General features: G+C 34.0%; 24 protein-coding genes and 2 tRNA genes. 11 read left to right on the top strand and 15 right to left on the bottom strand.

Going from position 1 to position 22474, the window contains the following annotated elements:
• Positions 1-471 carry a DUF4280 domain-containing protein gene (locus NG806_RS15915; protein WP_214830069.1) on the bottom strand — a complete coding sequence of 157 codons (471 nt, stop codon included), beginning with the start codon at positions 469-471 and terminating at the stop codon, positions 1-3.
• Positions 472-525: 54 nt separating this feature from the next.
• Positions 526-1509 carry a hypothetical protein gene (locus NG806_RS15920; protein ID WP_261510585.1) on the bottom strand — a complete coding sequence of 328 codons (984 nt, stop codon included), beginning with the start codon at positions 1507-1509 and terminating at the stop codon, positions 526-528.
• A gap of 151 nt (positions 1510-1660) precedes the next feature.
• On the opposite strand from NG806_RS15920, the gene NG806_RS15925 reads away from it, so the two are divergent.
• On the top strand, positions 1661-3943 hold the full coding sequence (locus tag NG806_RS15925; protein ID WP_261510587.1) for a T9SS type A sorting domain-containing protein: 2283 nt from the start codon (positions 1661-1663) through the stop codon (positions 3941-3943).
• 109 nt (positions 3944-4052) lie between these two features.
• On the opposite strand, the gene NG806_RS15930 is transcribed toward NG806_RS15925, so the two are convergent.
• From NG806_RS15930 to NG806_RS15940, 3 genes are all read right to left on the bottom strand, one after another.
• Positions 4053-4127, bottom strand: a tRNA-Val gene (locus NG806_RS15930).
• Positions 4128-4164: 37 nt separating this feature from the next.
• Positions 4165-4239, bottom strand: a tRNA-Val gene (locus tag NG806_RS15935).
• Positions 4240-4279: 40 nt separating this feature from the next.
• Positions 4280-5524 (bottom strand): bifunctional folylpolyglutamate synthase/dihydrofolate synthase, encoded by a 1245-nt coding sequence (locus NG806_RS15940; RefSeq protein WP_261510589.1) that lies wholly within the window; start codon positions 5522-5524, stop codon positions 4280-4282.
• 97 nt (positions 5525-5621) lie between these two features.
• Here NG806_RS15940 and NG806_RS15945 point away from each other — a divergent pair, with 97 nt between their 5' ends.
• The 5 genes from NG806_RS15945 to NG806_RS15965 are packed head-to-tail and all read left to right on the top strand — an operon-like array spanning position 5622 to position 9837.
• Positions 5622-6962 (top strand): TolC family protein, encoded by a 1341-nt coding sequence (locus NG806_RS15945; RefSeq protein WP_214830081.1) that lies wholly within the window; start codon positions 5622-5624, stop codon positions 6960-6962.
• A 1-nt stretch (position 6963) separates the two neighbouring features.
• A complete protein-coding gene (locus tag NG806_RS15950; protein WP_214830084.1) occupies positions 6964-7554 on the top strand; it encodes a SprT-like domain-containing protein in 591 nt (196 codons plus the stop codon).
• Between the two features lie 2 nt (positions 7555-7556).
• Positions 7557-8639 (top strand): mannose-1-phosphate guanylyltransferase, encoded by a 1083-nt coding sequence (locus NG806_RS15955; RefSeq protein WP_261510592.1) that lies wholly within the window; start codon positions 7557-7559, stop codon positions 8637-8639.
• Positions 8640-8669: 30 nt separating this feature from the next.
• Complete coding sequence (locus NG806_RS15960) at positions 8670-9335, top strand: hypothetical protein (RefSeq protein WP_214830087.1); 666 nt, start codon at positions 8670-8672, stop codon at positions 9333-9335.
• Complete coding sequence (locus NG806_RS15965; RefSeq protein ID WP_214830090.1) at positions 9304-9837, top strand: GNAT family N-acetyltransferase; 534 nt, start codon at positions 9304-9306, stop codon at positions 9835-9837. The genes NG806_RS15960 and NG806_RS15965 overlap by 32 nt, the downstream gene beginning before the upstream one ends.
• Before the next feature lie 60 nt (positions 9838-9897).
• Here the strand turns inward: NG806_RS15965 and bcp are convergent, their stop codons facing one another.
• Positions 9898-10347: a thioredoxin-dependent thiol peroxidase gene (bcp, locus tag NG806_RS15970; protein WP_261510595.1), complete on the bottom strand. Its 450-nt coding sequence runs from the start codon at positions 10345-10347 to the stop codon at positions 9898-9900.
• A 32-nt stretch (positions 10348-10379) separates the two neighbouring features.
• Here bcp and NG806_RS15975 point away from each other — a divergent pair, with 32 nt between their 5' ends.
• Positions 10380-11000, top strand: coding sequence for an endonuclease III domain-containing protein (locus NG806_RS15975; protein WP_261510596.1), 621 nt, complete (start codon positions 10380-10382; stop codon positions 10998-11000).
• Here the strand turns inward: NG806_RS15975 and NG806_RS15980 are convergent, their stop codons facing one another.
• Both NG806_RS15980 and NG806_RS15985 read right to left on the bottom strand, forming a co-directional pair.
• On the bottom strand, positions 11001-11447 hold the full coding sequence (locus tag NG806_RS15980; protein WP_261510597.1) for a DinB family protein: 447 nt from the start codon (positions 11445-11447) through the stop codon (positions 11001-11003).
• Between the two features lie 70 nt (positions 11448-11517).
• A complete protein-coding gene (locus NG806_RS15985; protein ID WP_261510598.1) occupies positions 11518-13314 on the bottom strand; it encodes a DUF885 domain-containing protein in 1797 nt (598 codons plus the stop codon).
• 168 nt (positions 13315-13482) lie between these two features.
• Here NG806_RS15985 and NG806_RS15990 point away from each other — a divergent pair, with 168 nt between their 5' ends.
• From NG806_RS15990 to NG806_RS16005, 4 genes are all read left to right on the top strand, one after another.
• On the top strand, positions 13483-13944 hold the full coding sequence (locus tag NG806_RS15990) for a hypothetical protein (protein WP_214830107.1): 462 nt from the start codon (positions 13483-13485) through the stop codon (positions 13942-13944).
• A 179-nt stretch (positions 13945-14123) separates the two neighbouring features.
• A complete protein-coding gene (locus NG806_RS15995; RefSeq protein WP_214830110.1) occupies positions 14124-14828 on the top strand; it encodes a MotA/TolQ/ExbB proton channel family protein in 705 nt (234 codons plus the stop codon).
• Between the two features lie 61 nt (positions 14829-14889).
• A complete protein-coding gene (locus NG806_RS16000; RefSeq protein ID WP_214830111.1) occupies positions 14890-15288 on the top strand; it encodes an ExbD/TolR family protein in 399 nt (132 codons plus the stop codon).
• 27 nt (positions 15289-15315) lie between these two features.
• The gene (locus tag NG806_RS16005) at positions 15316-16197 is read left to right on the top strand and encodes a ferric siderophore ABC transporter substrate-binding protein (RefSeq protein ID WP_261510600.1); all 882 of its coding nucleotides are present in this window, start codon (positions 15316-15318) and stop codon (positions 16195-16197) included.
• Between the two features lie 22 nt (positions 16198-16219).
• Here the strand turns inward: NG806_RS16005 and NG806_RS16010 are convergent, their stop codons facing one another.
• From NG806_RS16010 to NG806_RS16040, 7 genes are all read right to left on the bottom strand, one after another.
• Positions 16220-16612: a hypothetical protein gene (locus tag NG806_RS16010; RefSeq protein ID WP_214830122.1), complete on the bottom strand. Its 393-nt coding sequence runs from the start codon at positions 16610-16612 to the stop codon at positions 16220-16222.
• 47 nt (positions 16613-16659) lie between these two features.
• Positions 16660-18063: a nucleoside recognition domain-containing protein gene (locus NG806_RS16015; RefSeq protein ID WP_261510601.1), complete on the bottom strand. Its 1404-nt coding sequence runs from the start codon at positions 18061-18063 to the stop codon at positions 16660-16662.
• A gap of 155 nt (positions 18064-18218) precedes the next feature.
• Complete coding sequence (locus NG806_RS16020) at positions 18219-18731, bottom strand: DUF6973 domain-containing protein (protein ID WP_214830126.1); 513 nt, start codon at positions 18729-18731, stop codon at positions 18219-18221.
• A 54-nt stretch (positions 18732-18785) separates the two neighbouring features.
• On the bottom strand, positions 18786-19640 hold the full coding sequence (gene accD / locus NG806_RS16025; RefSeq protein ID WP_214830129.1) for an acetyl-CoA carboxylase, carboxyltransferase subunit beta: 855 nt from the start codon (positions 19638-19640) through the stop codon (positions 18786-18788).
• 80 nt (positions 19641-19720) lie between these two features.
• A complete protein-coding gene (gene fbaA / locus NG806_RS16030; RefSeq protein ID WP_261510604.1) occupies positions 19721-20791 on the bottom strand; it encodes a class II fructose-bisphosphate aldolase in 1071 nt (356 codons plus the stop codon).
• 70 nt (positions 20792-20861) lie between these two features.
• Positions 20862-21728 carry an NAD kinase gene (locus NG806_RS16035; protein WP_214830134.1) on the bottom strand — a complete coding sequence of 289 codons (867 nt, stop codon included), beginning with the start codon at positions 21726-21728 and terminating at the stop codon, positions 20862-20864.
• Position 21729: 1 nt separating this feature from the next.
• On the bottom strand, positions 21730-22380 hold the full coding sequence (locus tag NG806_RS16040; RefSeq protein WP_214830136.1) for a CBS domain-containing protein: 651 nt from the start codon (positions 22378-22380) through the stop codon (positions 21730-21732).
• Positions 22381-22474: the final 94 nt, after the last annotated feature.

The raw sequence follows: 22474 nt of genomic DNA on the forward strand, positions 1-22474 counted from the left end.
CTAAAATCCAAATTTATACATGTCCTTCGCATTATATTGTGACATATCAATGATAGGATTTACATGAGGCTGAAGTTCTTCGTCAGCGTTTTTAATGTTGCTTTGGGATGGTTCTCCGATCTGTCCTGTTTTAATAATACTTATGCAGTCTTTGCCTCCAACAGGGCAGGTGGCCTTGCTGTCTTCCAATAAAATATAACCGTCTGGTGGAGAATATTTTTCCTTTTCATAGTAACCACTCCATTCTGTAACGATGGCAACGCAAGGAGTATTAAGCTTCTTTTTACACGAACCAAAGCAGTTTTTTTCAAAAGTGGGTCCTATATCTTTATGAGTGGCAGCAAGTTTAGAACTTCCATTAAGATCATTAATGAAATATTTCTGTTGCGTGAGTACCATTAATTTATCTGGAGTAGTACCAAACTGGCATTGGCACAAGGCTCCCTGTACTACTTTTTCTTTTAAAGGCATATTAATATAATTTGTGTGGTCTGTAAAATTAATGTTTTTTATACAAATGGATTTTTACCAGTCATTCTCATATATGTTTTTATAGAATCCCCATTTATTAGGCTCTGATATAACTAAACCTCCCGTAATAAAAGGACTCTCTTTGCTTAATTCCTTATGTTTATAATCTTCATTATTGAGTTGGAATTGAGTGTAATTTATTTTTTTCACTAAAGTTTTATTTCCTAAGGAATCATTGGTGAAAACTTCAAAATAAGCTCTCGTATGCATAGGAAAATGATGATATAAGTCCAAATCAAAAATAACATGTAAAGACATAAAGTAAGATGACGGGTCTGGATGATTTTTAGGAATAAAGTAAGGGTCTGCAGGCATTTCCTCACTCTTGAACTCTATCACAAAAGAATGGTAGCCGGTTGGGATCTTATTGATTGTTTGAAGTCCGGAAAATCTAATTGGAAATTGATAAGGAATTACCGAGAGAAATAAAGCTGTTTTTGCTTTTCTGGTTTCTCCGTAATCAATGAATTTAGAATGGAAAAAAAGGTTCCAAAACCAATCATATTGAAGACTTTTTTCCAGGTCCGTTTTATTATCTATTTTATGATCAACTGATGTGAAAAGATCAGTAAGAGGTTTGCTCGAGTATTTTTGTGATAGTTTAGATTTTTCATCTTTCCATCGTTCTTTAATCTCTTCCAGATTAGTGATTTCATTGGTGCCGATACCTTTTTCATTCAGGTGAGTTTGAATAGGGTATAAGGCTTTTGATATTGAGTCTGCTAAAATTTCACTGATATTGTCGGGCTGATGCTGATTATAGAAAATATTTTTTTTGTTAATCGTTAAAACACCCTTATTATATTCAAGATTTAGATCTGCTGTTGCCTCGTAATCAATTCTTTTTGATGGGACTTTCTCATCATAGGAATAGTATTTAATTGAGATGCCATAGTTTCTGGGTTCCAGTCCCAAAGGATTGATTCTAAGCGTATTTAATCTCCTTAATATTTCTTTTTTTGACATTACGATGCCCATAACCATATCATTTTAACCTGTCAAACATTAGTTGTAATAATCAAATTTAATGAATTGTTTGTAAAATCTTTAAATTTTTAAAAGGAGAGTTAAATATAGTATAGATGTGCTATTTTTGTGACTTAACCGAAGCTAATAAACCAATTAAAATATGAGAATAAAATCTACATTAATCTTCCTGGGGATAACTTCTTTTTGTAACGCTCAGATACTTAGTATTCCTGATTCGCAATTCAAAGCTAAATTATTACAGGCGGATATCACCAATGATATTGCGAAAAATATAAATGGCAGCTCTATTAAAATAGATGCCAACAACAATAATGAAATAGAGCAAAATGAAGTTTTGGCTGTTTATCAATTGCAAATTCAAAATATTTCTGCAACTTCACCAACTAAGATATCAGATCTAACAGGTTTGAATGCATTTTCAAATTTAAAAGTGTTAGTCGCTTTTAATAATGCGGTTACTAATGCTGATGTTTCTCCTCTTGTGAACCTGGAGCACATTGATTTTACAAATAATTTACTTAATTCAATTAATCTCAATGGTTTGCTTAATCTAAAAAGGCTTAATTGTTCTTATAACAACCTCGTAACGTTAAATATTACAGGGTTATCTAATCTGCAGATCCTCGATTGTGGACACAATCAAATTGCCAATTTAGATTTAAGTAATAAGCCGGAGTTAATACAACTGGAAGCTCGAAATAATAATATTTCGACTTTGGATGTAAGTAGCCTAATTAAAGTTAACGATTTTGTTGTTAATGACAATCCTATTTCGGTACTGGACTTGTCAATGATTAATAAAATAGGAACTCTTCAATGTATGCATACCAATGTGAGTGTAGTCGATGTATCCAATCAGACAGGTTTAACTACTTTATTGTGTGGTAATAATCCAAATTTGGAGAGGATTTTCATGAAAAACGGAAGTGTAGAATCTGGACTGAATTTTGAAAATCTCCCTAATTTAAAATATGTATGTGTTGACGAGTGGGAGATGTACACGATTCAACAGCATGTAAATATTAATGGCAGTACAAATTGTTCCGTTAATACCTATTGTTCATTTAATCCGGGTGGGACTTATTATGTAGCTCAAGGAAGCACGAAATATGATTTTAATAATGATGGCTGTGGTATTACAGACCCTATATATCCAAATATGAAGTTCAATGTGACCAATCAAGGAGGGTATTTAACAGGAGTATTGATAGGTAATTCATCTGGAAACTATGGTTTACCAGTATTAGCAGGAACACATACGCTTACTCCTATTCTGGAAACCCCGGCTTATTTTACGGTTAATCCATCAAGTGCTACTTTCTCTTTTCCCTCTATGGTAAGTCCACAAACTCAAAACTTTTGTGTTATCCCGAATGGAGTTCATAATGACCTTGAAATCAACGTTATTCCTTTAGATGGTGCAAGACCGGGATTTGATGCGCATTATAAAATAATTTATAAGAATAAAGGAAATCAGACTCAATCGGGTTTAATTACTCTGCAATTTAATGACGCCGTTTTGGACTTTGTGTCTTCTGTTCCGGGTATTTCAAATCAGGTGCCCAATATTTTATCATGGAATTTTTCAAACATCCAGCCTTTTGAAACAAGAGTAATCAATTTTGTGCTGAATTTAAATGCGCCTACAGAAGTACCTCCTTTAAATTTAGGTGATATTTTGAATTTTAACGCACATATTTCAGACAATAGTGATGAGACTCCCCAAGATAATATTTCCGTATTGAACCAAAATGTTGTCAATGCTTTTGATCCGAATGATAAAACCTGTTTAGAAGGGAATATGATTTCACAGAGTTCTGCAGGTGGTTATGTGCATTATTTAATCCGTTTTGAAAACAATGGTACTGCAAATGCTCAGAACATTTTAGTGAAAGATATCATAGATGGGAACAAGTTTGATATAAACAGTTTAATACCTATTGGAGGAAGTCATGATTATGAAACCAAAATTACAGGGACAAAAGTAGAATTTATCTTTCAGGGTATTAATCTTCCTTTTGATGATGCTAATAATGACGGTTATGTGATATTTAAAATTAAGGTAAAACCGACATTGCTTGCTGGAGAGTCGTTTGCAAATATGGCAAATATTTATTTTGATTATAATTTCCCAATAGAAACAAATAACTATGTTACAACTGTTCAAAACTCATTAGGAATAAAAGACACGGAGTTTAAAACTGATATTGCAATTTATCCAAATCCTGTAAAGGATGTTTTAATATTTAAAACAAGTGAAAAATTGATAAAAATTGAAATATATGACCTGGCAGGAAGAATTGTTAGAAAAGCTTTTCTAAGTGAAAACAAAATAGATATAAATGATTTGAAATCTGGAAATTATATTATAAAAGTCTATACAAAAGAAGCTTCAAATACCTTAAAATTAATTAAGAAGTAAAATTGTTGAAATATTAATATACGTGAGGTTGATCAATGGATCAACCTTTTTTGTTATAAGCGATTGATATAAAAAAGAAAAATCTCCCAGTTTCCTGAGAGATTTTCTGTGGGCCCTGAGGGATTCGAACCCCCGACCCTCTGGGTGTAAACCAGATGCTCTGAACCAACTGAGCTAAGAGCCCTGAATTTTTTTTAAAAGGCTTCAGTTACCTTTCTCTGTGGGCCCTGAGGGATTCGAACCCCCGACCCTCTGGGTGTAAACCAGATGCTCTGAACCAACTGAGCTAAGAGCCCCACTTACGATTTCTCGTTTTGAGTGGTGCAAATATACGACTTATTCTTTTACAGACAAATTTTTTTCTAAAAATTCTCCGACTACAAAGTTGCTTCCGCCAATAAAAATCATTTCATCATTTGTACATTCTTGTTTTGCAGATAAATACGCTTCCTGTACAGAATCAAAAATTTTGTAAATTATTTTTGCATTAATGAGCAAATCTTCATAATCTTTTGGATGGCGTCCCCTGTGAATAGCTGGTTTTGCAAAATAAAACTTAGAATTTTCAGGCAGCAAATTCATCACTTCATCTATTTTTTTATCATTTACAAAACCTAAAATAACATGTTTGTGGCGATCAATTGAATTGAGCTGGGAAAAAACCTGTTCTAATCCTGCTTGATTGTGAGCGGTATCACAAATCGTTAATGGAGTTTTGGAAAACTCAAACCAACGACCAATAAATCCGGTGTTCTGATTAACATTTAGTAATCCACTTTCAATATCCTGGTGTGAAATTTCAACATTTAACCTTGTTAATTCATCTGTTAAAGCTAAAACAACCCGGATATTCTTTTGTTGATAGTTTCCTTTTAAATCTGATTTTAAATCTGATTTTATGGAAGTAGCGTCAATAAAATTGGCATTTTCTTTTTTGGCTTTATCCCTAATAATATTTTTTACAGTCTCATTTTCATCTCCCGAAATGATTGTAATATTACTTTTAATAATGCCTGCTTTCTCATAGGCAATTTCCTCGATGGTATTACCTAATATGTTCTGATGGTCTAATTGTACATTCGTAATGGCAGAAACCATAGGTTTTATTATGTTTGTAGAGTCTAGTCTGCCTCCCAATCCTACTTCTATAATAGCAAAATCGACTTGCTGCTGATAAAAATACTCAAAAGCCATTATGGTTGTGAACTCAAAAAAAGAGGGTAGAATGTCCTCTGGAAGAGTTTTTAGTTTCTGAATGAAATTAAAAACAAATTCTTTATCACAATTTTCACCGTTCACTTTTATACGTTCTGTAAAATCAATAAGATGAGGTGAATTATATATTCCGACTTTGTATCCTGCTTCCTGGAGTATAGAGGCCAACATATTACTTGTTGAACCCTTTCCATTCGTTCCTCCAATATGAATACATTTTATTTTTTCCTGTGGGTTGTCAAAAAAAGCACAAAGCTTGGTTATATTATCCAATCCCGGCTTGTAAGCCTTCTCACCATCGATCTGATAGTTGGGTGCTTGCACGAAAAGCCAGTCTACGGCTTCTTGATATTCTTTGGTTGTCATGATGCAAAATTCTCAAAAGTTTTATTAAAATGAAACATTAATTTTTAAATGTGTAACTTTTTTATATTTACTACGTCTAATATGGTAAAATCTCTATATGAAAAAAGTTTGGATTATCGTTTTCGGATTAACTTGTCTGGGTATGAATGCTCAGAAGAAATGGTCCTTAAGAGAATGTGTGGATTATGCGGTAAAACATAATCTTCAGGTTATCCAAAATGAATATTCGAAACAAGTTCAGGATTCTAATCTTAAAATTGCTAAAAAAGGATATTTACCCTCTGTATCAGCGAGTGTGGGGAACACAGTAAGTTTTGGACAGGCCTCATTGGGAACAGGAAGTATCAGGAATGATAGGTTCAGTAATAATGCTAATCTCTCAGCAGATGTTTTAGTTTATAATAATGGACGACTAGAGAAAACAATTAGAAAATCACAATTTGATGTTGAGGCAAGCCAGTATGATATAGAAACAATAAAGAATGATATTTCTTTACAGATTGCACAACAGTATTTAACAACTTTACTGAACAAAGAAATTGTGAAAATTTCTCAAAGTGCTGTTGAGAATGCTCAAAAACAATATGAAAGAGCAAAAATAACTACCTTGGTAGGAACAACTGCTGAAACCGTTCTTGCTGAAGCACAATCAGCCGTAGCTAGAGAAAAGCAGAACCTTAAAACCGCAGAAATCAATACCGGAAGAAGTTTATTTGCCTTAGCTCAACTATTGCAGCTGCAGGAATACAAAGATTTTGATGTTGAAGATGTAGACGTTCCGGACGAGCTTACTCCACAATTGAAATCTGTAGATGAGGTTTTAACGACTGCTTATGACAATCAGCCGCAGATAAAAGCAGCGGAAAGTAGAATTAGATCTGCTGAAGCGCAAACAGAAGTGTCTAAAACAGCATTTTGGCCAACGGTAACAGCAAGTGCAGGAATCGGAAGTTTTTATAATAACTTACTTAATACAAATAATGTGGGTAATGCACTGGTTTACATTGAAGAGCCCAATTTTTTCCAACAATATAAAGACAACTTCGGGCAGCAGGCCGGATTGTCAGTGAGTATTCCAGTTTTTAATAAAGGAATAACAAAGTTACAAGTCGAGCAATCCAGGATCAATGAAAGTGTTGCCAAAAATACATTGGAACAACAGAAGCAAACGGTAAGACAAAATGTTCAGAAAGCACAATTTGACGTAGATGCTAATTATGAAGCATATATTGCTGCAGTTGAAGCAGCAAAAAGCACAAAGCTTTCAATGGATTTTGCAGATAAAAGTTATGCAGCAGGAAGAACCACTATCTTTGATTTAAATGTAGCCAGAAATAATTATGCGAATGCACAGGGTTCTGTGGCTCAAGCTAAATTTAATTATCTTTTCAGTCTTAAATTGTTGAATTTCTATGCAGGAATTCCACTAAGTTTGTAAAATGTCTATCCAATCATTAGAAAAATATTTACCACCGAATACACTTCAGTACTTGAAAATCTGGTTTTCAGATTATTATATTCATATAAAAATTACTCGAAATAGGAATTCCAAGCTGGGAGACTATAGAAAGCTCCCAGATCATTCCCATGAAATAACAATCAATTCTACATTGGTTCCCCAACTCTTTTTCTTCGTGCTTACTCATGAGTTAGCTCATCTTATTGCCTTTGAAAAATATGGAAGAAGAATTTCTCCTCATGGTAACGAATGGAAAGAGACTTTCAGACGGATGCTTCTGGAAAGTACTGAGGTATATGATGAAGCTTTGAGGCCAATTATCATGAAATTTTCAAAGTCTCCAAAGGCCAATTTTATGGCAAGTCCGGATTTGGTTAAATATTTCCATATTGAGAAACAAGATGATAAACTTCAATTTATTGAAGAATTAAAAGAAGGAGACTACTTTATGTACCGAAACGAGAAGTATTTTCTAGAAGGTCTGATTAAAAAAAACTATCTTTGTAAGAACCTGGCTACTGGAAGGAAGTATTCTTTCAAACCTTTGGCAAGGGTAGAAAAATGTAGTTAAACATGTCAAAATCAGATAAATACTGTGTAATTATGGCAGGTGGGATTGGTAGCAGATTCTGGCCTATGAGTACGCAGAAGTTTCCAAAACAATTTCAGGATATTTTAGGAGTAGGACGTACAATGATCCAACAGACTTACGACAGGATTAGTAAGATCATTCCTAATGAAAATATTTTTGTTATTACAAATAAGGAGTATATGAGTCTTTCTCATCAACAATTGCCTGAAATTCCTGAAAGTAATATCGTTGGAGAGCCCTTGATGAAAAACACGGCAGCATGTAATCTTTATATGGCAAATAAAATTGCTGAGATTGATCCTGATGCTACAATAGTTGTTTTGCCTGCAGATCATTTAATATTAAAAGAAAATGTTTTCCTTGAAAAAGTAGAACTTGCCTTTGACCTGGCTTCAAAAAATGATTATCTGGTTACGTTAGGAATCACACCAACAAGGCCGGATACCGGTTATGGATATATTCAATTTGTTGATAAAAAAGAAGCTGAATGTTTTAAAGTTAAAACATTCACAGAAAAACCAATTTTAGAAATCGCTCAAAGTTTCTTAGAAAGTGGAGACTTTCTTTGGAATGCAGGAATCTTTATCTGGAATGTGAAAAGTATTCATAAGGCGTTCGAAACCTACCTTCCTGAAATGACTCAACATTTTATGGCTTGTGAATATAATGCTGAGAGTGAGGATAATTGTATTGAGCTTATTTATCCAAAAGTTCAAAAGATCTCTATAGATAATGGAATTTTGGAAAAAGCTAAAAATGTATATGTTATACCTTCAGATCTTGGATGGAGCGATTTAGGGACATGGACCTCTGTTTATGAAAATGCGGAAAAAGATGCTAATGAAAATACGGTAAAGCTTAAATATCTCCTTGCATATAACTCGAAAGGGAATATTGTTCGGATGAAGAGCAACAACAAGGCTGTCATTATAGATGGACTGGAAAACTACATTATCGTAGATACGGATAAAGCACTGCTTATTTGTCCGCGAGACAATGATCAGCTTATAAAAGATTATGTTCTTGACCTGAAGAACTTCAAAAAAGGAGAGAAGTTTATGTAGTAGTGCTTTACTTTTTATAACTTTCAAATTATGATAAAATTGGCATCTAAACTTGTTACATTCACTTTTATTCTTTTAGGAATTTTGACATATTCTCAGGAAAAAAAGAAATTTTCAAGTATCCCAAATGTTCTAAAAGAAATTGAACCCAATGGGAAAATTGATTTTTGGGTGTTAGTTTATAATACCTATGCAAAAGATCAGGAGATAAAAATCTCAGGGGCAAAAAAAGATTATACACCACAATTCTCGGGCTTTGATCTGTTTCCGGACGAAGATAGTTTTTATTATATAGCTTATTCTTCAGGAGGTAAAATAAGTTATATCACTGATCTTGAAAGCCTGAAAGGGTTTATTGGAAAAGTAGATAATGTTGAAGAAGCGGCGATTGCTGCGACTATAGATGGATACATGATAGATGAGGAATTTACGGATGTGGCAGGAAATTATTACGAAGACCGGAATAATTATTATTTAGATTTAGGAAAATTAACATCAAAGGAATGTCCATATCAAAAAACACATTATACATTAACGGTAAACAAAACTACCGGAGCCATAACTAATGTAAAGGATAATGGAACTTATATTGAACTTTATAATAAGAAGTGTGCCAACAACCCAAGGCTTTTAAAAATTGAAAAAAAGGAAGAACCAAAAAAAGATGAGCCTAAGAAATCAACCAAAAGAAAATAATTTCTACGAAACTGAAAGATTGATCATTCGTCCAATATCTTTGGATGATAGTGCTTTTATATTTGATCTTTATAACAGGCCAAAATTTATTAAATTTATTGGAGATCGCCAGCTAAAAACGATTTCTGATGCAGAAGACTATATTAAAAACAGATTTCTTCCTCAGCTTGAAAAGTTAGGATTTGGAAATTATTTGGTTGTAACGAAAGATGAGAATAAAAAAGTCGGTGCTGTAGGTATTTTTGAACGTGATGGGCTTGATATTTTGGATATTGGCTTCTCTCTGTTGGATGAATTTGAAGGAAAAGGTTATGCCTATGAAGCAGCAATGATGGTTAAATCAATTGGAATGGATGAATTCGGATTGAAGAAGATATCTGCTATTACTTCCAAAGATAATTTTTCTTCACAAAAGTTAATCGAGAAACTTGGATTGAAATTCCAAAAATATGTAACTCTTCCCAATGATGAGGAGGAATTAAGATATTACGAAACTGAGTAAACGAATAATAAATAACACGAATTCTTAAATTGAAAAAATTCGTGTTATTTACCTTTAATCTTATTCTTCTAAGATCTGTTCTGCAGCTGTTTTTGAACTTACTTTTTCAATAACTCTTGTGCAAATTCCCTTTTCGTTAAAGATAAAAGTAGTTCTTACAATTCCCATATAAGTTTTGCCAAATGTCTTTTTCTCCTGCCAAACACCAAATTTCTCGATAATATCACGGTTTTCATCAGCAACCAAATCATATGGAAAAGCAAATTTGCTGTGAAAGTTTTTTTGTTTTTTTACAGAGTCTCCACTTATCCCTAAAAGCTGAAACCCGGCTTTCTTTAGTTGAGAATAATTATCACTTAAATTACATGCTTCCACAGTACACGTTGGTGTATTGGCCTGCGGATAAAAGAATATAACTAATTTTTTTCCAATCAATTCCGATGAGATTATTTTTCCTCCGTCCTGATTGATTCCTTCAAAATCGGGTAATTTGTCTCCTACTTTCAACATAATGTTTATTTTTGTTCAAATTTAGTGGTTAAATGACAAAAAAACAAAGGGCAGAACTTGTTCAGTTTGAATTAGAAAAACTATATCCCGAAGTTCCTATTCCGTTAGCTCATACTGACGCTTACACATTGATGGTTGCTGTAGCGCTTTCTGCGCAGACAACAGATAAAAAGGTGAACGAGGTAACCCCGCAGCTTTTTAAAGTGGCAGGAACGCCAGAAAAGATGGCTAAACTGGAAGTTTCAGAGATTAAAGAACTCATCAAAGAAATAGGACTTTCAAATACAAAAGCTAAAAATCTAAAAAGAATGGCTGAACTTTTATTGGAAAGACATCATGGGGTAGTGCCCCAGACATATGAAGAACTTGAAGCTCTACCGGGAGTTGGTCATAAAACAGCCTCCGTAGTAATGAGCCAGGGGTTTGGATTTCCCGCGTTTCCTGTTGATACGCATATTCATAGATTAATGACCCAATGGAAACTCACCTCAGGAAAAAATGTGATAGAAACGGAAAAAGACGCAAAAAACATATGGAAGGAAAGTGTTTGGAATAAGCTTCATCTCCAGATCATTTTCTATGGCAGAGAATATTCTCCTGCAAGAGGAAAAGGAGACAAAGATTTTATTACAAAGATGATGTTTGAGAAATAATTAGTGATCCAGCAACCTTCTGTGGTAATTAATTTGCCCCAGGTGATAGCTCAAATGCCCGATCAAATGAATCAGGAAATATTCAGTTGTCATTTTATATCCCAAAGCTTCAAGAGGATATTCGTTCTTTAGGTGAGAATCAGTTAATTTGTCAAGGGAAGAATTTACAACTTCAATTGTACTTTCTATTTGCTGAATTAATTCAGTTCGTGGAATATTTTTTAATGAAAATTCAAGTTCTCTGTTTCTTATATATCCGGAATGTCCAAGTATTGCACCCACAAAATGGCTAAGATTTCCAACCAAATGAAGACAGAGGTTTCCTGCAGAATTTGAAATATGCTTGTCTATTAACCAGATTGACTCTTCATTTTGGTACGCTTCAATTTCTGATTTTAATTTATTTAAATCTCTGGTATAAAGAGATTTTAGCGAATCTGTTATCATTTTATTATATTTAAGTAAATGTAAAAAAAGCCGCAAATATTAATTCATGGCTTTTTTATTTTGTTGAAAATTACTTCTGCTTCTTTGCCCAAAGTTCCATTTTTCTATTCAGGACATCCAAAGGAAGACATCCCTGACTCAAAACTTCGTCATGGAAACTTGCCAGACTAAATTTACTGCCTAGTTGTTTCTGGTATTTATCACGAAGTTCACGAATTCTTAAAGAACCTATTTTATATCCTAAAGCCTGTCCCGGCATTGCCATGTATCTTTCCACTTCTGCAGTAGCTCCTGCTTCATCATAGGAAATATTGCTTAAGAAATATTTTATAGCTTCTTCTCTTGTCATTCTTCCTGTATGTAATCCAGTGTCCACGACCAATCGTACCGCTCTCAGCATCTGATCGCTTAAGTAGCCCATTTTTTGATAAGGATCGGTGTATAATCCAAACTCAGGACCTAAAGTTTCACAGTAATGTGCCCAACCTTCTCCATAGGCTCCAAACCAACCAAATCTCATAAACTTTGGTAACTTCGTGTTTTCCTGTTGAAGGGAAACCTGATAATGGTGTCCCGGAATAGCTTCATGTAAGAATAGGGATTCCATTCCTGAAGTCACATTAAATTTTGAAGGATCGGGAAGAGGAACATAGAAAATGCCGGCTCTTTTTCCATCTGGAGTTCCCTGGATGTATTCTGCACTCGCACTTGCTTCCCTGAATTTCTCGGTTTGTCTGATTTCAAATTTTGTTTTTGGAGTTACACTAAACATGGTCTTTAGTTTCGGGGTAATTTTAGATAAAATCCCGTTAAAACCATCCAGAACTTCTTTTGAAGTTTTATAAGGCATTGCTTTAGGATCAGTTTTTACAAAATTGATAAATTCTTCCAGGCTTCCGGTAAATCCAACCTGTTGCTTCACTTTTTCCATTTCTGCACGAAGCATGGCTACCTGCTGAAGTCCAATTTTATTAATTTCTTCAGGCGATTTATTAGTTGTGGTCCAACTTTTTACATAATATTGGTAGATTTCATTTCCTCTTGGAAGACTGTTGTATCCATCAGTATCTCTTCCTTTAGGAAGGTATTCCGTTTCTAAAAACACACCCATTTTGGTATAAGCAGGAATGATTTTTTTCAAAATAGCGTCTTTATAAAGAGCTGTAAATTTATCTTTTTGAGCTTTCGAAAAATCTTTTGGGAAATTTTTGATGGGTCCGTAGAAAATATTTTTGTCAAAATCAGGGGTAATAATTTCCTCCGCTTTCATCTGAGGAATCATTTTTACAATCAGTTTTTTAGGTAAAACGACTTTATTATTGATTCCTTCTTTAAAATTTTCTATTGCACTATCCATCCATAAGGGAAATTTATTCATCCTTTGTAGCCAATCTGCGTAATCTTTTTCTGTTTTAAATGGCTGGCTCCCTTCACCACTTCCAAATAAAGGGAAATTTAAAGGCAGGCCCGTAAACTGACTAAATGGAATGTATTCCGGATGGTAAGCATAAGCTTCAATTTTATCTTTCAATGTATAATCCAGAACATCGTAAACTACCTTGTCATCGTCTGAAAGACCATTGTAATCTACCTTGTCTAATTGATTTTGAATTGAATTGTAAAAAGCGATCTCTCCTGTGATAAAATCTTTATCGATATTAATCGGCAGTTGATCGTTATATCTCGGATCACCTTGTGAGGTAGCATCCAATGGATATAATTTTAGGTATTGTTCATAATAGTTTGAAGCAATAGAATCCAGGTTGGTGGGAGTCACTTTTGTTAAGGGTGAATCAGATTTTTTACAAGCTGTAAGGCTTACTACTAATCCTAAGCACAAAATACCTTTACATAAAACATTTTTCATTTCAGAATCTTTATAACAACAAAAGTAAGTAATATTAGGAGATCAGAAATGTCCTGATTGTCGATTTTAGAAAAATAATTTTGAAAATATTTTTCAAATTCAATCTATTTTTTATCTTTGCTTAAAACATTTAACAATCATATTATTACAGCTCTTTTTTAAGAAATAATGAAAGGGATTTTAAAAATTTACCATCCGGACGAGACATTAAAATACAATATAAGAAGCACTTATTGCAAGGCTATTTATAGTAACCAACAACACTTTCTTGAAGTTGAAGTCATAACGGATGATGGCTTGGATCACGTAGACGATGATTCTTTACAGTATAACTTTCCTCAACTTTCACTTGAAGTTTTCGATTTTCCGATTGAATCTGCGGAGATTGAAGGAAAAACGATTAACATCAATGATTCCGATGAAGACACCTTTACAGAGGTAGATTTGTTTGATGATGAAGATGCTTTTATCTACGATAATGAGCTTTCATTTGAGAAAAATGAAGCGGGAGAGCTAGAATTGATCTGGAAAGGGACCATTGATGATTTCTACACAGGATCAGATACTCCAATTGCTTTTAGACTTAAATGCGAATTTAAACAAGACCATATTGAGATAGACGAAGATTAAATTCATCTTCCTCAGTCTTACTATAATCAATTTCTTTTCAAAATTCTTTTTTGGAAAGAAATTTGCTGTTTATGTGGCAATGGAAAAAATTTAAGTTGTTTTTAAGCATTTTTTAAGACATCAATTAATAATATTCCATTACTTTTGTCGTTTAAAATCATTATAAAATATTCAAATTAATGCTGTTAACGGAACTTACCCAGATCTTATTTGCACAAATTGCGACACCCGCAGTTGCCACAGACAATTTAGAATTTTCATTTTGGAAAATAATGTTCCATGGAGGAGCTTTCGCTAAGATAGTGATGGCCATTGTGTTACTTCTTGGTGTATTTTCTGTTTATCTGTTTTTTGAACGTTTTTTCTTTATTAAAAGATTATCGTCGAAAACAGATTCCAACTTTATGAATAATATTGAAGACTTTATAAAAGAAGGAAAAATTGAATCTGCTGCTGATTACTGCAAAAGGCAGAATTCACCCGAAGGTAGAATTTTGGAAAAAGGAATTTCAAGATTAGGACGTCCTGTGTCAGATATTGTAAGTGCAATGGAATCGCAGGCTCAGGTTGAAGTAGCCAATATGGAGAAAAACCTAAATCTTTTAGCTGTAGTTCCAAGTATTGCTCCTATGTTAGGACTTTTAGGAACTGTTATCGGGATGATTATTGCTTTCTTTAATCTATCTCATGCAACAGGATCTTTCTCTCCAAAAACTCTTTCAGAAGGTATTTATACTGCGTTGGGACAAACGGCAGTTGGTTTAGCTGTAGCTATTCCTGCAAACTTTTTTTATAACATCCTTTTAACAAGGATTGATAAATTTGTACTGAAGACCCAGAATATGTCTGGAGAATTTTTAGATCTTATCAACAAACCTTTATAAATCTTTCTTATGAAACCGAAAGGTTCCATCTGACCATTTAAAAAAAAGTAAAAGTAAACAGATGAAAATTCAAAGAAGAAATAAAGCGAATCCGGAATTCAGTTTGGCAGCGATGACTGACGTTATTTTGCTGATGCTGATATTTTTTATGATCACTTCTTCAGCGGCCAACCAAAGTGCAATTGATGTTAAATTGCCAAAAACAACTTCCGTTGATGATAATATACCCAATCCACTGACTGTTAGTATAAAGCCTGATGGATCTTATTATGTAGATGATAAACCAGTGACTAAACAGCTGCTTGAACAAACTATTGTAAACAGTTTAGCCAATCAAAGCAATAAGTCGTTTACGATTCGTGCCGATGAAAATACATTACATAAAGATGTTGTTTTTGCAATGGAAATAGCTGAGAAATATAAATTCAACCTTGCGCTTGCAACAGTTAAAGATAAATAACCATTAGGTTGGTAAGTATTTAAAGAAATGAAAAGTTATATCGTAAACAAAAATGAGGAAACGAGAGATCGGATAAAAAGTGGAATACTTTCTATTCTGATATGGTCTGCAATTCTACTTTTTGTTTTTCTTTATAAATTAAAACCCGAACAAGATAAAGAACCTGAAGTAATCACTACGATGTTGGTTAACTTTGGGGACAATCGAAATGGGAATGGGGTAGAAGAGCCGGCAGAGCAGGAAGGAAGCTTAGCCGCTAAAACAGAAGAAATCACTCCAGAACCTGTAGAAGCAGCGGTTCCGGAAACTAAAACAGTAGTAAAACCTGAGCCGGAGCCTGAGACGAAAAAATCAGAATCAAAGGAAAAAATTATTACAGGAAATAATAAAAAAGTTAGTGTTCCAAAAAAGGAAGAATCTAAATCGAATAAAAAAGAAACAACAAGCTCTTCTGCTTCCAAAAATACTAAAAAGGCCACTGCTACAACGGCTAATTCAAAAACAGGTAACGGAGATGGAAAAGGAAATGCAGCGATTGGAAATTTAATTAAAGGGAGAGGAACAAAAGCAGGAGGCCAAGGAACAGGGACAGGTATTGGAAACGCTGGAGATCCTTTAGGAGGAGATGGAAACGGAGACAGTAAAGTAGGAATTGACAGAAAATTGGTAGGATATATACCCGGAACAATGGGCAGGGGTGGAGCACAGCCTCAACATAGCTGTACGGCAAGTGGTTCTGTTACCGTTGCTTATACAGTAGACAAAGCAGGAAATGTAGTCTCCGCAAGACGGGCAGGAGGAATATCTGATCCGTGTGTCTCTTCAACATCGGTAGCATGGGTTAAAAAGTATGTGAAAGCTGAAAAAGCAAGTACCTCTTCAACAGGAACCTACAAAATTACATTCTAATATATAAAATAAAAAAAGCACTTTATTCAAGTGCTTTTTTTATTTCGTTGATTCTATTTATAATGGGAAGTGCAAAAATTCCACTTGTCTGAAGATATAATTCATAAAACGTTTTTGCTTTGACAAGGAAATCAGTATTGTTGCTTTGTTTTCCTGTAAAGTAAAAAAGATTTCCCAGCATTTCATAATAATCTTTATGATCTCTTTCCTGTCTTTCGTTGACAATTGCAATGATTTCTTCTTTGGATTTTGAAGATATTTCTACGAAGTCTATTTTAAAAATATCCTTCATTAAGGAATCAAAATCCAATTCTTTCTGCATTAAGCTTTCTTCCGGTTTATCTAAAATAAGTTTTTCGAGTGCTTGGGTTAACTGGCGGATGAGTCTTAATGTGAATTCTTTATCTGTTATCATATTCTGGTTTTTTGTTGCAAGTTGTTAGAAGGTTGTTTTTAGTTTTGTTATGCGAAAAATAAATAGGCTAACGCAATAGAAGTGATAACACCTACCAGATCCGCCAAAAGCATGGCAATTACAGCATATCTTGTGTTTTTAACGGCTACGGCTCCAAAATAAACTGCAATCACGTAAAATGTAGTGTCTGAGCTTCCCTGAAGAACAGCGGCTAATTTTCCCTGGAAGCTATCTGCCCCAAAAGTAGACATGGTGTCAACCATCATTCCGCGAGCTCCGGAACCAGAGAGAGGCTTAATTAAAGCAGTTGGCAGTCCGTCGACAAATCTTGCATCTAAATTCGCTGCATTAGCAACCCATTTCATTCCGTCTATAATCACATCAAAAACGCCGGAAGTTCTTAGGAGTGATATCGCAATCAACATTCCGACTAAATAAGGGATGATTTTCACACAGGTGGTAAAGCCTTCTTTTGCGCCGTCTATAAAAGCATCAAATACATTGATCTTTTTGTAGACTGCTCCAAGAACAATAGCTAAAAATATAAAGAGAATCAATCCGTTACTAAGGATTTTACTGAATGTATCTAATTCATCTTTGCTTAATTGGACAAGATATAAAACCAAAAGTCCGATAATAGCAGAAATTACTCCTACATAGGCAATTACAACCGGACGTAGTAAATTGATCTTCTGATATAAGGAAACAATGATCATTGCTGCCAATGTTGCTGTAAAAGTAGCAATCATACAGGGAAGAAAGATATCAGTCGGTGTTTTTGATCCCATCGAAGCTCTGATGGCAATAATAGAAACCGGAATCAGCGTCATTCCACCTGCGTGGAGACAAAGAAACATGATCTGAGAATTGCTTGCCGTATCTTTATTGGGATTTAAGGTCTGTAAACTTTCCATTGCTTTTAAACCAAATGGCGTAGCCGCATTATCAAGACCTAAAAGGTTAGCACTAAAATTCATTAGCATATGCCCAAATGCTGGGTGATTCTTGGGAATATCAGGAAATAATTTCGAAAAAAATGGTTGAATCAACCTGCTTAACAAATTAATTCCACCTGCCTTTTCTGCAATACTCATAAAACCCATAAACAGGGTCATGATGCCGATCAGTCCAATGCATATTTTCACAGCTGTTTCTGCAGTGCCAATAACTCCATCTGCCTCCTGAACACGGTAAACTTTTACATTTTGTTTTAATGAATCTGCTTTATAATGAATTCTGTTATCTGCGAAATCAGATTTCTTCATCAGGCTATCTCCGATGATTGGGGAGAGCGTGTTCATCTTTTGTGTTGCAATCTGTACAGTATCTCCTCCTTTTCCAACTACCATATCGTTGAAAATGGTATTATAATGACCTGAAGAAATATATTTTATACTTGCAATAGCAATAGCTATAATAATGAAAGCGGACCAAATTCTGCTGAGAACCATTTGATTGAATTAAAATTTAAGAAAAGATAATAAATTATATGTAAAACTATTTAAACTTTTGCTTTTTTGAAATACTAAGATTCAATAAGTTATTAGGAGATCAAAATGATTCATCTAAACTTAAGTTCTTAACAGCCTGTAATAGGTTGATAAAACTATTTTTCATCAAGATAGACCAAATATCCCTCAAAATCATCATCGAGATTTTTAAGAACTTTGGCATCGTTCATCTTTTCAATCAGAGCATCTATAAAGAAACTTTTTTCAAAAAACTGACGGTGGATACCAGGGAGAATTTCCATAAAATAATCCATTCCGATTTTATTATTATGAAGATCCATTTTTGTTTCTAATGGTTTGTTGGGAAACAATTCTTCGTGTAAATCTGTTATTCTCTTACAAAAGTCGAGTGCTTTTTGAGGTGAGGAAATTTTAGAACAATACATGATAATAAAACAGCACCACAAGGCATGTCTGAATGCATTTCCTATTCCATTATTGGAAGCTGTATCGGGAAACCGTTTTTGAGCGATAGTAAAAGCTTTGACGGTAGCATGAAAACTTAATATAGAAAACAAAGGATGTGGTAAGACAAGTGATAAAAGACGAAGAATCTTTTTAAAACTCATTGTCCGAATCGTACTGAAAAATATCTTAAAAGTTCTCATAAATAAAAATCTCTCCCTAATTAGAGAGAGATTATATTGTTTTTGTTACAAATTTTAAGCATGTACTGCTAATAAATTTACTGTTTTAGCAACAACATCTTTAATCTCGGTTCTTTTTACGATAAAGTCCACAAAACCTTTTTCCTGAAGGAATTCTGAGGTTTGGAAGCCTTCTGGTAAATCTCTACCAATCGTTTCACGGATAACTCTTGGTCCCGCAAAACCGATTAAAGCTTTAGGTTCAGCCATAATAATATCGGCTGTCATTGCAAAAGAAGCCGTAATACCTCCAAAAGTAGGATCACATAAATAAGCAATATATAAAAGACCTGCTTCTGAAAGTTGAGCTAATTTAGCCTGTACTTTTGCCAGTTGCATTAGAGAATAAGTTGCCTCCTGCATTCTAGCACCTCCAGACTGACAAATGATCATATAAGGAAGTTTATGAGCAATACAGTAATCTACAGCTCTCCTGATTTTTTCACCCATTACAGAACCTAATGATCCCCCAATAAAAGCAAAGTCCATACAAGAAACTACCATTTGAGTTCCATTTACAGTTCCTACTGCATTTCTGATAGAATCCGTAAGTTTTGTTTTTGCTCTTACTTCTTTTAAACGGTCTACGTAAGGCTTTGTATCTTTAAAGTTTAGGATGTCTATACTTTCAACATTAGCATCTAGTTCAGTGAATTTACCTTCATCAAAAAGGATATCAAAAAATTCTGCACTTCCTATTCTTACATGAAACCCATCTTCAGGAGAAACGTAATTATTTTTCTTAAGTTCCTCGTGTTCTACTACTTTTCCTGATGGAGTTTGGTGCCAAAGCCCCTTAGGAACATCCTTTTTTTCATCAGTAGAAGTGGTAATGTTTTTAGCTTTTCTTTTAAACCAGTCGAATGCCATTTATAAAATTTTAGATTTAGACTTTGGATTAGTTAGATTTTAAAAAAGTTATTTAAAACCTAAAATCCAAAATTTATAATTTATTTAAGCGTATTTACGTTATTTAAATCTTCAAAAGCTTTACCCAATCTTGTAGAGAAAGTTTCCTCACCTTTTCTTACCCAAACTCTTGGATCATAGAATTTCTTGTTAGGCTTTTCCTCTCCCTCAGGGTTTCCGATTTGAGATCTTAAATATTCAATATTGTTTACCATATAATCTCTTACGCCTTCTGTATAAGCGAATTGAAGATCTGTGTCGATATTCATTTTGATAACACCATAATCAATAGCTTCTCTGATCTCCTCTAAAGTAGAACCAGAACCTCCATGGAATACAAAGTTTACAGGTTTATCAGCTGTTCCGAATTTCTCCTGAACAAATTTCTGAGAATTATCTAATATTTTTGGTGTAAGAACCACATTTCCTGGTTTATATACTCCATGTACGTTCCCAAAAGCAGCAGCGATAGTAAAGTTGTCAGAAACAGCTTTTAATTTTTCATATGTATAAGCTACATCTTCTGGTTGAGTATATAATTTAGAGTTGTCTACATCAGAATTGTCAACACCATCTTCTTCTCCTCCTGTTACACCAATCTCAACCTCTAAAGTCATTTTCATTTTAGCCATTCTTTCGAAATATCTGGCAGAAACTTCAATGTTTTCTTCTAAAGGCTCCTCAGAAAGATCCAACATGTGAGATGAATAAAGAGATTTTCCTGTTAATTTAAAGAATTCCTCATTAGCATCCATTATACCATCAATCCATGGCAATAATTTTTTTGCACAGTGGTCTGTATGTAAAATTACAGTAGCTCCGTAAGCTTCAGCTAAAGTATGAATATGTTTTGCTCCGGCAATTGCTCCTAGTACAGCAGCTTTTTGTCCGTCGTTGCTTAATCCTTTTCCTGCATTGAAAGCAGCTCCACCATTTGAAAACTGAATAATAACAGGAGAATTTAATTTTGCTGCAGTCTCCATAACAGCGTTTACATTGCTAGAACCGATAACGTTTACAGCTGGTAACGCAAATTTATTTTCTTTAGCATACTGAAAAATATCAGTAACTAATTGACCTGTGGCAACTCCTGCCGGAAAAATTCTGCTCATGTTTTACTTTTTAAAAATATTATTAGGTGTTTGTAAAGTTGTTGTAAAGGTAAGAAATTTTGCTTAATTGCTAATTTCTTTTATCCCGTCCCCAGAGTAGTTTTTGGCGGATGGTTTCGTAGAAACTTAAGTTGTTAGGTTGAACCAAAAGGATCTGAAAATCAGCCTTTTTGATGACGATTTCTTTATCTGTTTCTATATGTATCAATCTTGAATCCAAAGAAAGAGAGTATTGGGATACCCGGCTTTCTACTTTAAATTTTATTTCTACCCGATCATTAACCACCAAAGGTCTCACATTCAAATTGTGAGGAGCAATAGGAGTAATGACAAAGTTTTCGTTATTGGGAGAGATAATTGGTCCGCCACAACTTAAAGAATAAGCAGTAGAACCAGTAGGTGTAGAAACAATAACCCCGTCTCCCCAGAATACATTTAGAAATTCATCGTTTATAAAAGAATCTACAGTAATCATTGATGTGGTTTCCTTTCTTGAAACAGTGACATCATTCAAAGCATATGGGAAAAATTCATCTGATCTTGGTGAAACTACTTCAATTACAGAACGGCGACTGGTTTTTACATCTCCTTTTAAGATGGCATCCAGTTCCTTGAAAGCTTCTTCTTTAGTAAAACTTGCTAAAAAACCCAGTCTTCCTGTATTTACCCCAACAATAGGGATTTCAAGGTCTTCAATAAAAGTAAGTGAATTTACAATAGTTCCATCACCTCCAAAAGTGAAGAAAAGGTCTACTTCTTTATCTATAAGATCCTGCTTATTGTTAAATGTTTCGAAAATTTTTGAAAACTGAAGAGCTTCAGCCATTTCATCATACAAAACAGATTTTACACCTCTGCCTTCAAGTTCTGAAACAAATTTGCTTAAATATAAAAAAGTATCGAGATCTTTTTTTTGAGAATATATAGCTGCCTTCATGTTATATTTCTATAAATTTTTGGAAAAAACCAAATCGGTCTTTAAACAGATCGGTCTTTTCATCAGAATAGAATTTTTCAACAATTCTGTAATCATATCGATCAAAAGTTGCATCAATAGACGCCAGATTTTCATTGCTGATCTTAATGGTAACACGAACAACCTCTTCAGACATAAAACTGATAAAACCACCATAAAACTTTGAATTGTTGCTTTCCACAATATTGGCAATTTCAGTCATCGAATATTTTCTCGCCGGAGCTTCTACCGTGAGAATGGCCCCAGATTCTGAAAATAAAGGATAGCGTGACATATCTTGAAAAACATCTTCACAGGTGATATATCCCAAATATTTTTCTGTCTTACTGATTACAGGGATCACATTGGAATTGAACGTGTAAAACAAACGGATACTGTCCATGATATTGTTATCTTCAAGAATAGCAAATCGCTCAACCTGATGCTCAAGATCTTTTAACGTTCCTTCTGTCTCATGAAGAAAGTCTTTAGCAATAGCCCCATAAAAGTGATGGGATTTTTTAATGAAAATATGGGTATATCCAAAATCTTCTAATGTACTTCTTGCTGATTCTATTGAGTCAGTCAGGCTAAAACACGGGAAATCCTTTGAGATATAGTCCTTGATAAACATTGTGCTAATTTATAAAAAATTAAACGAAACTGTTTTGTAATATTCGGTTTTTTTTTCGGAAAAATAAAAAATGCGAACCAAAAATTTGTTTGTA

Origin of the sequence: Chryseobacterium paludis (assembly GCF_025403485.1) — a bacterium.
GTDB classification, from domain to species: domain Bacteria; phylum Bacteroidota; class Bacteroidia; order Flavobacteriales; family Weeksellaceae; genus Chryseobacterium; species Chryseobacterium paludis.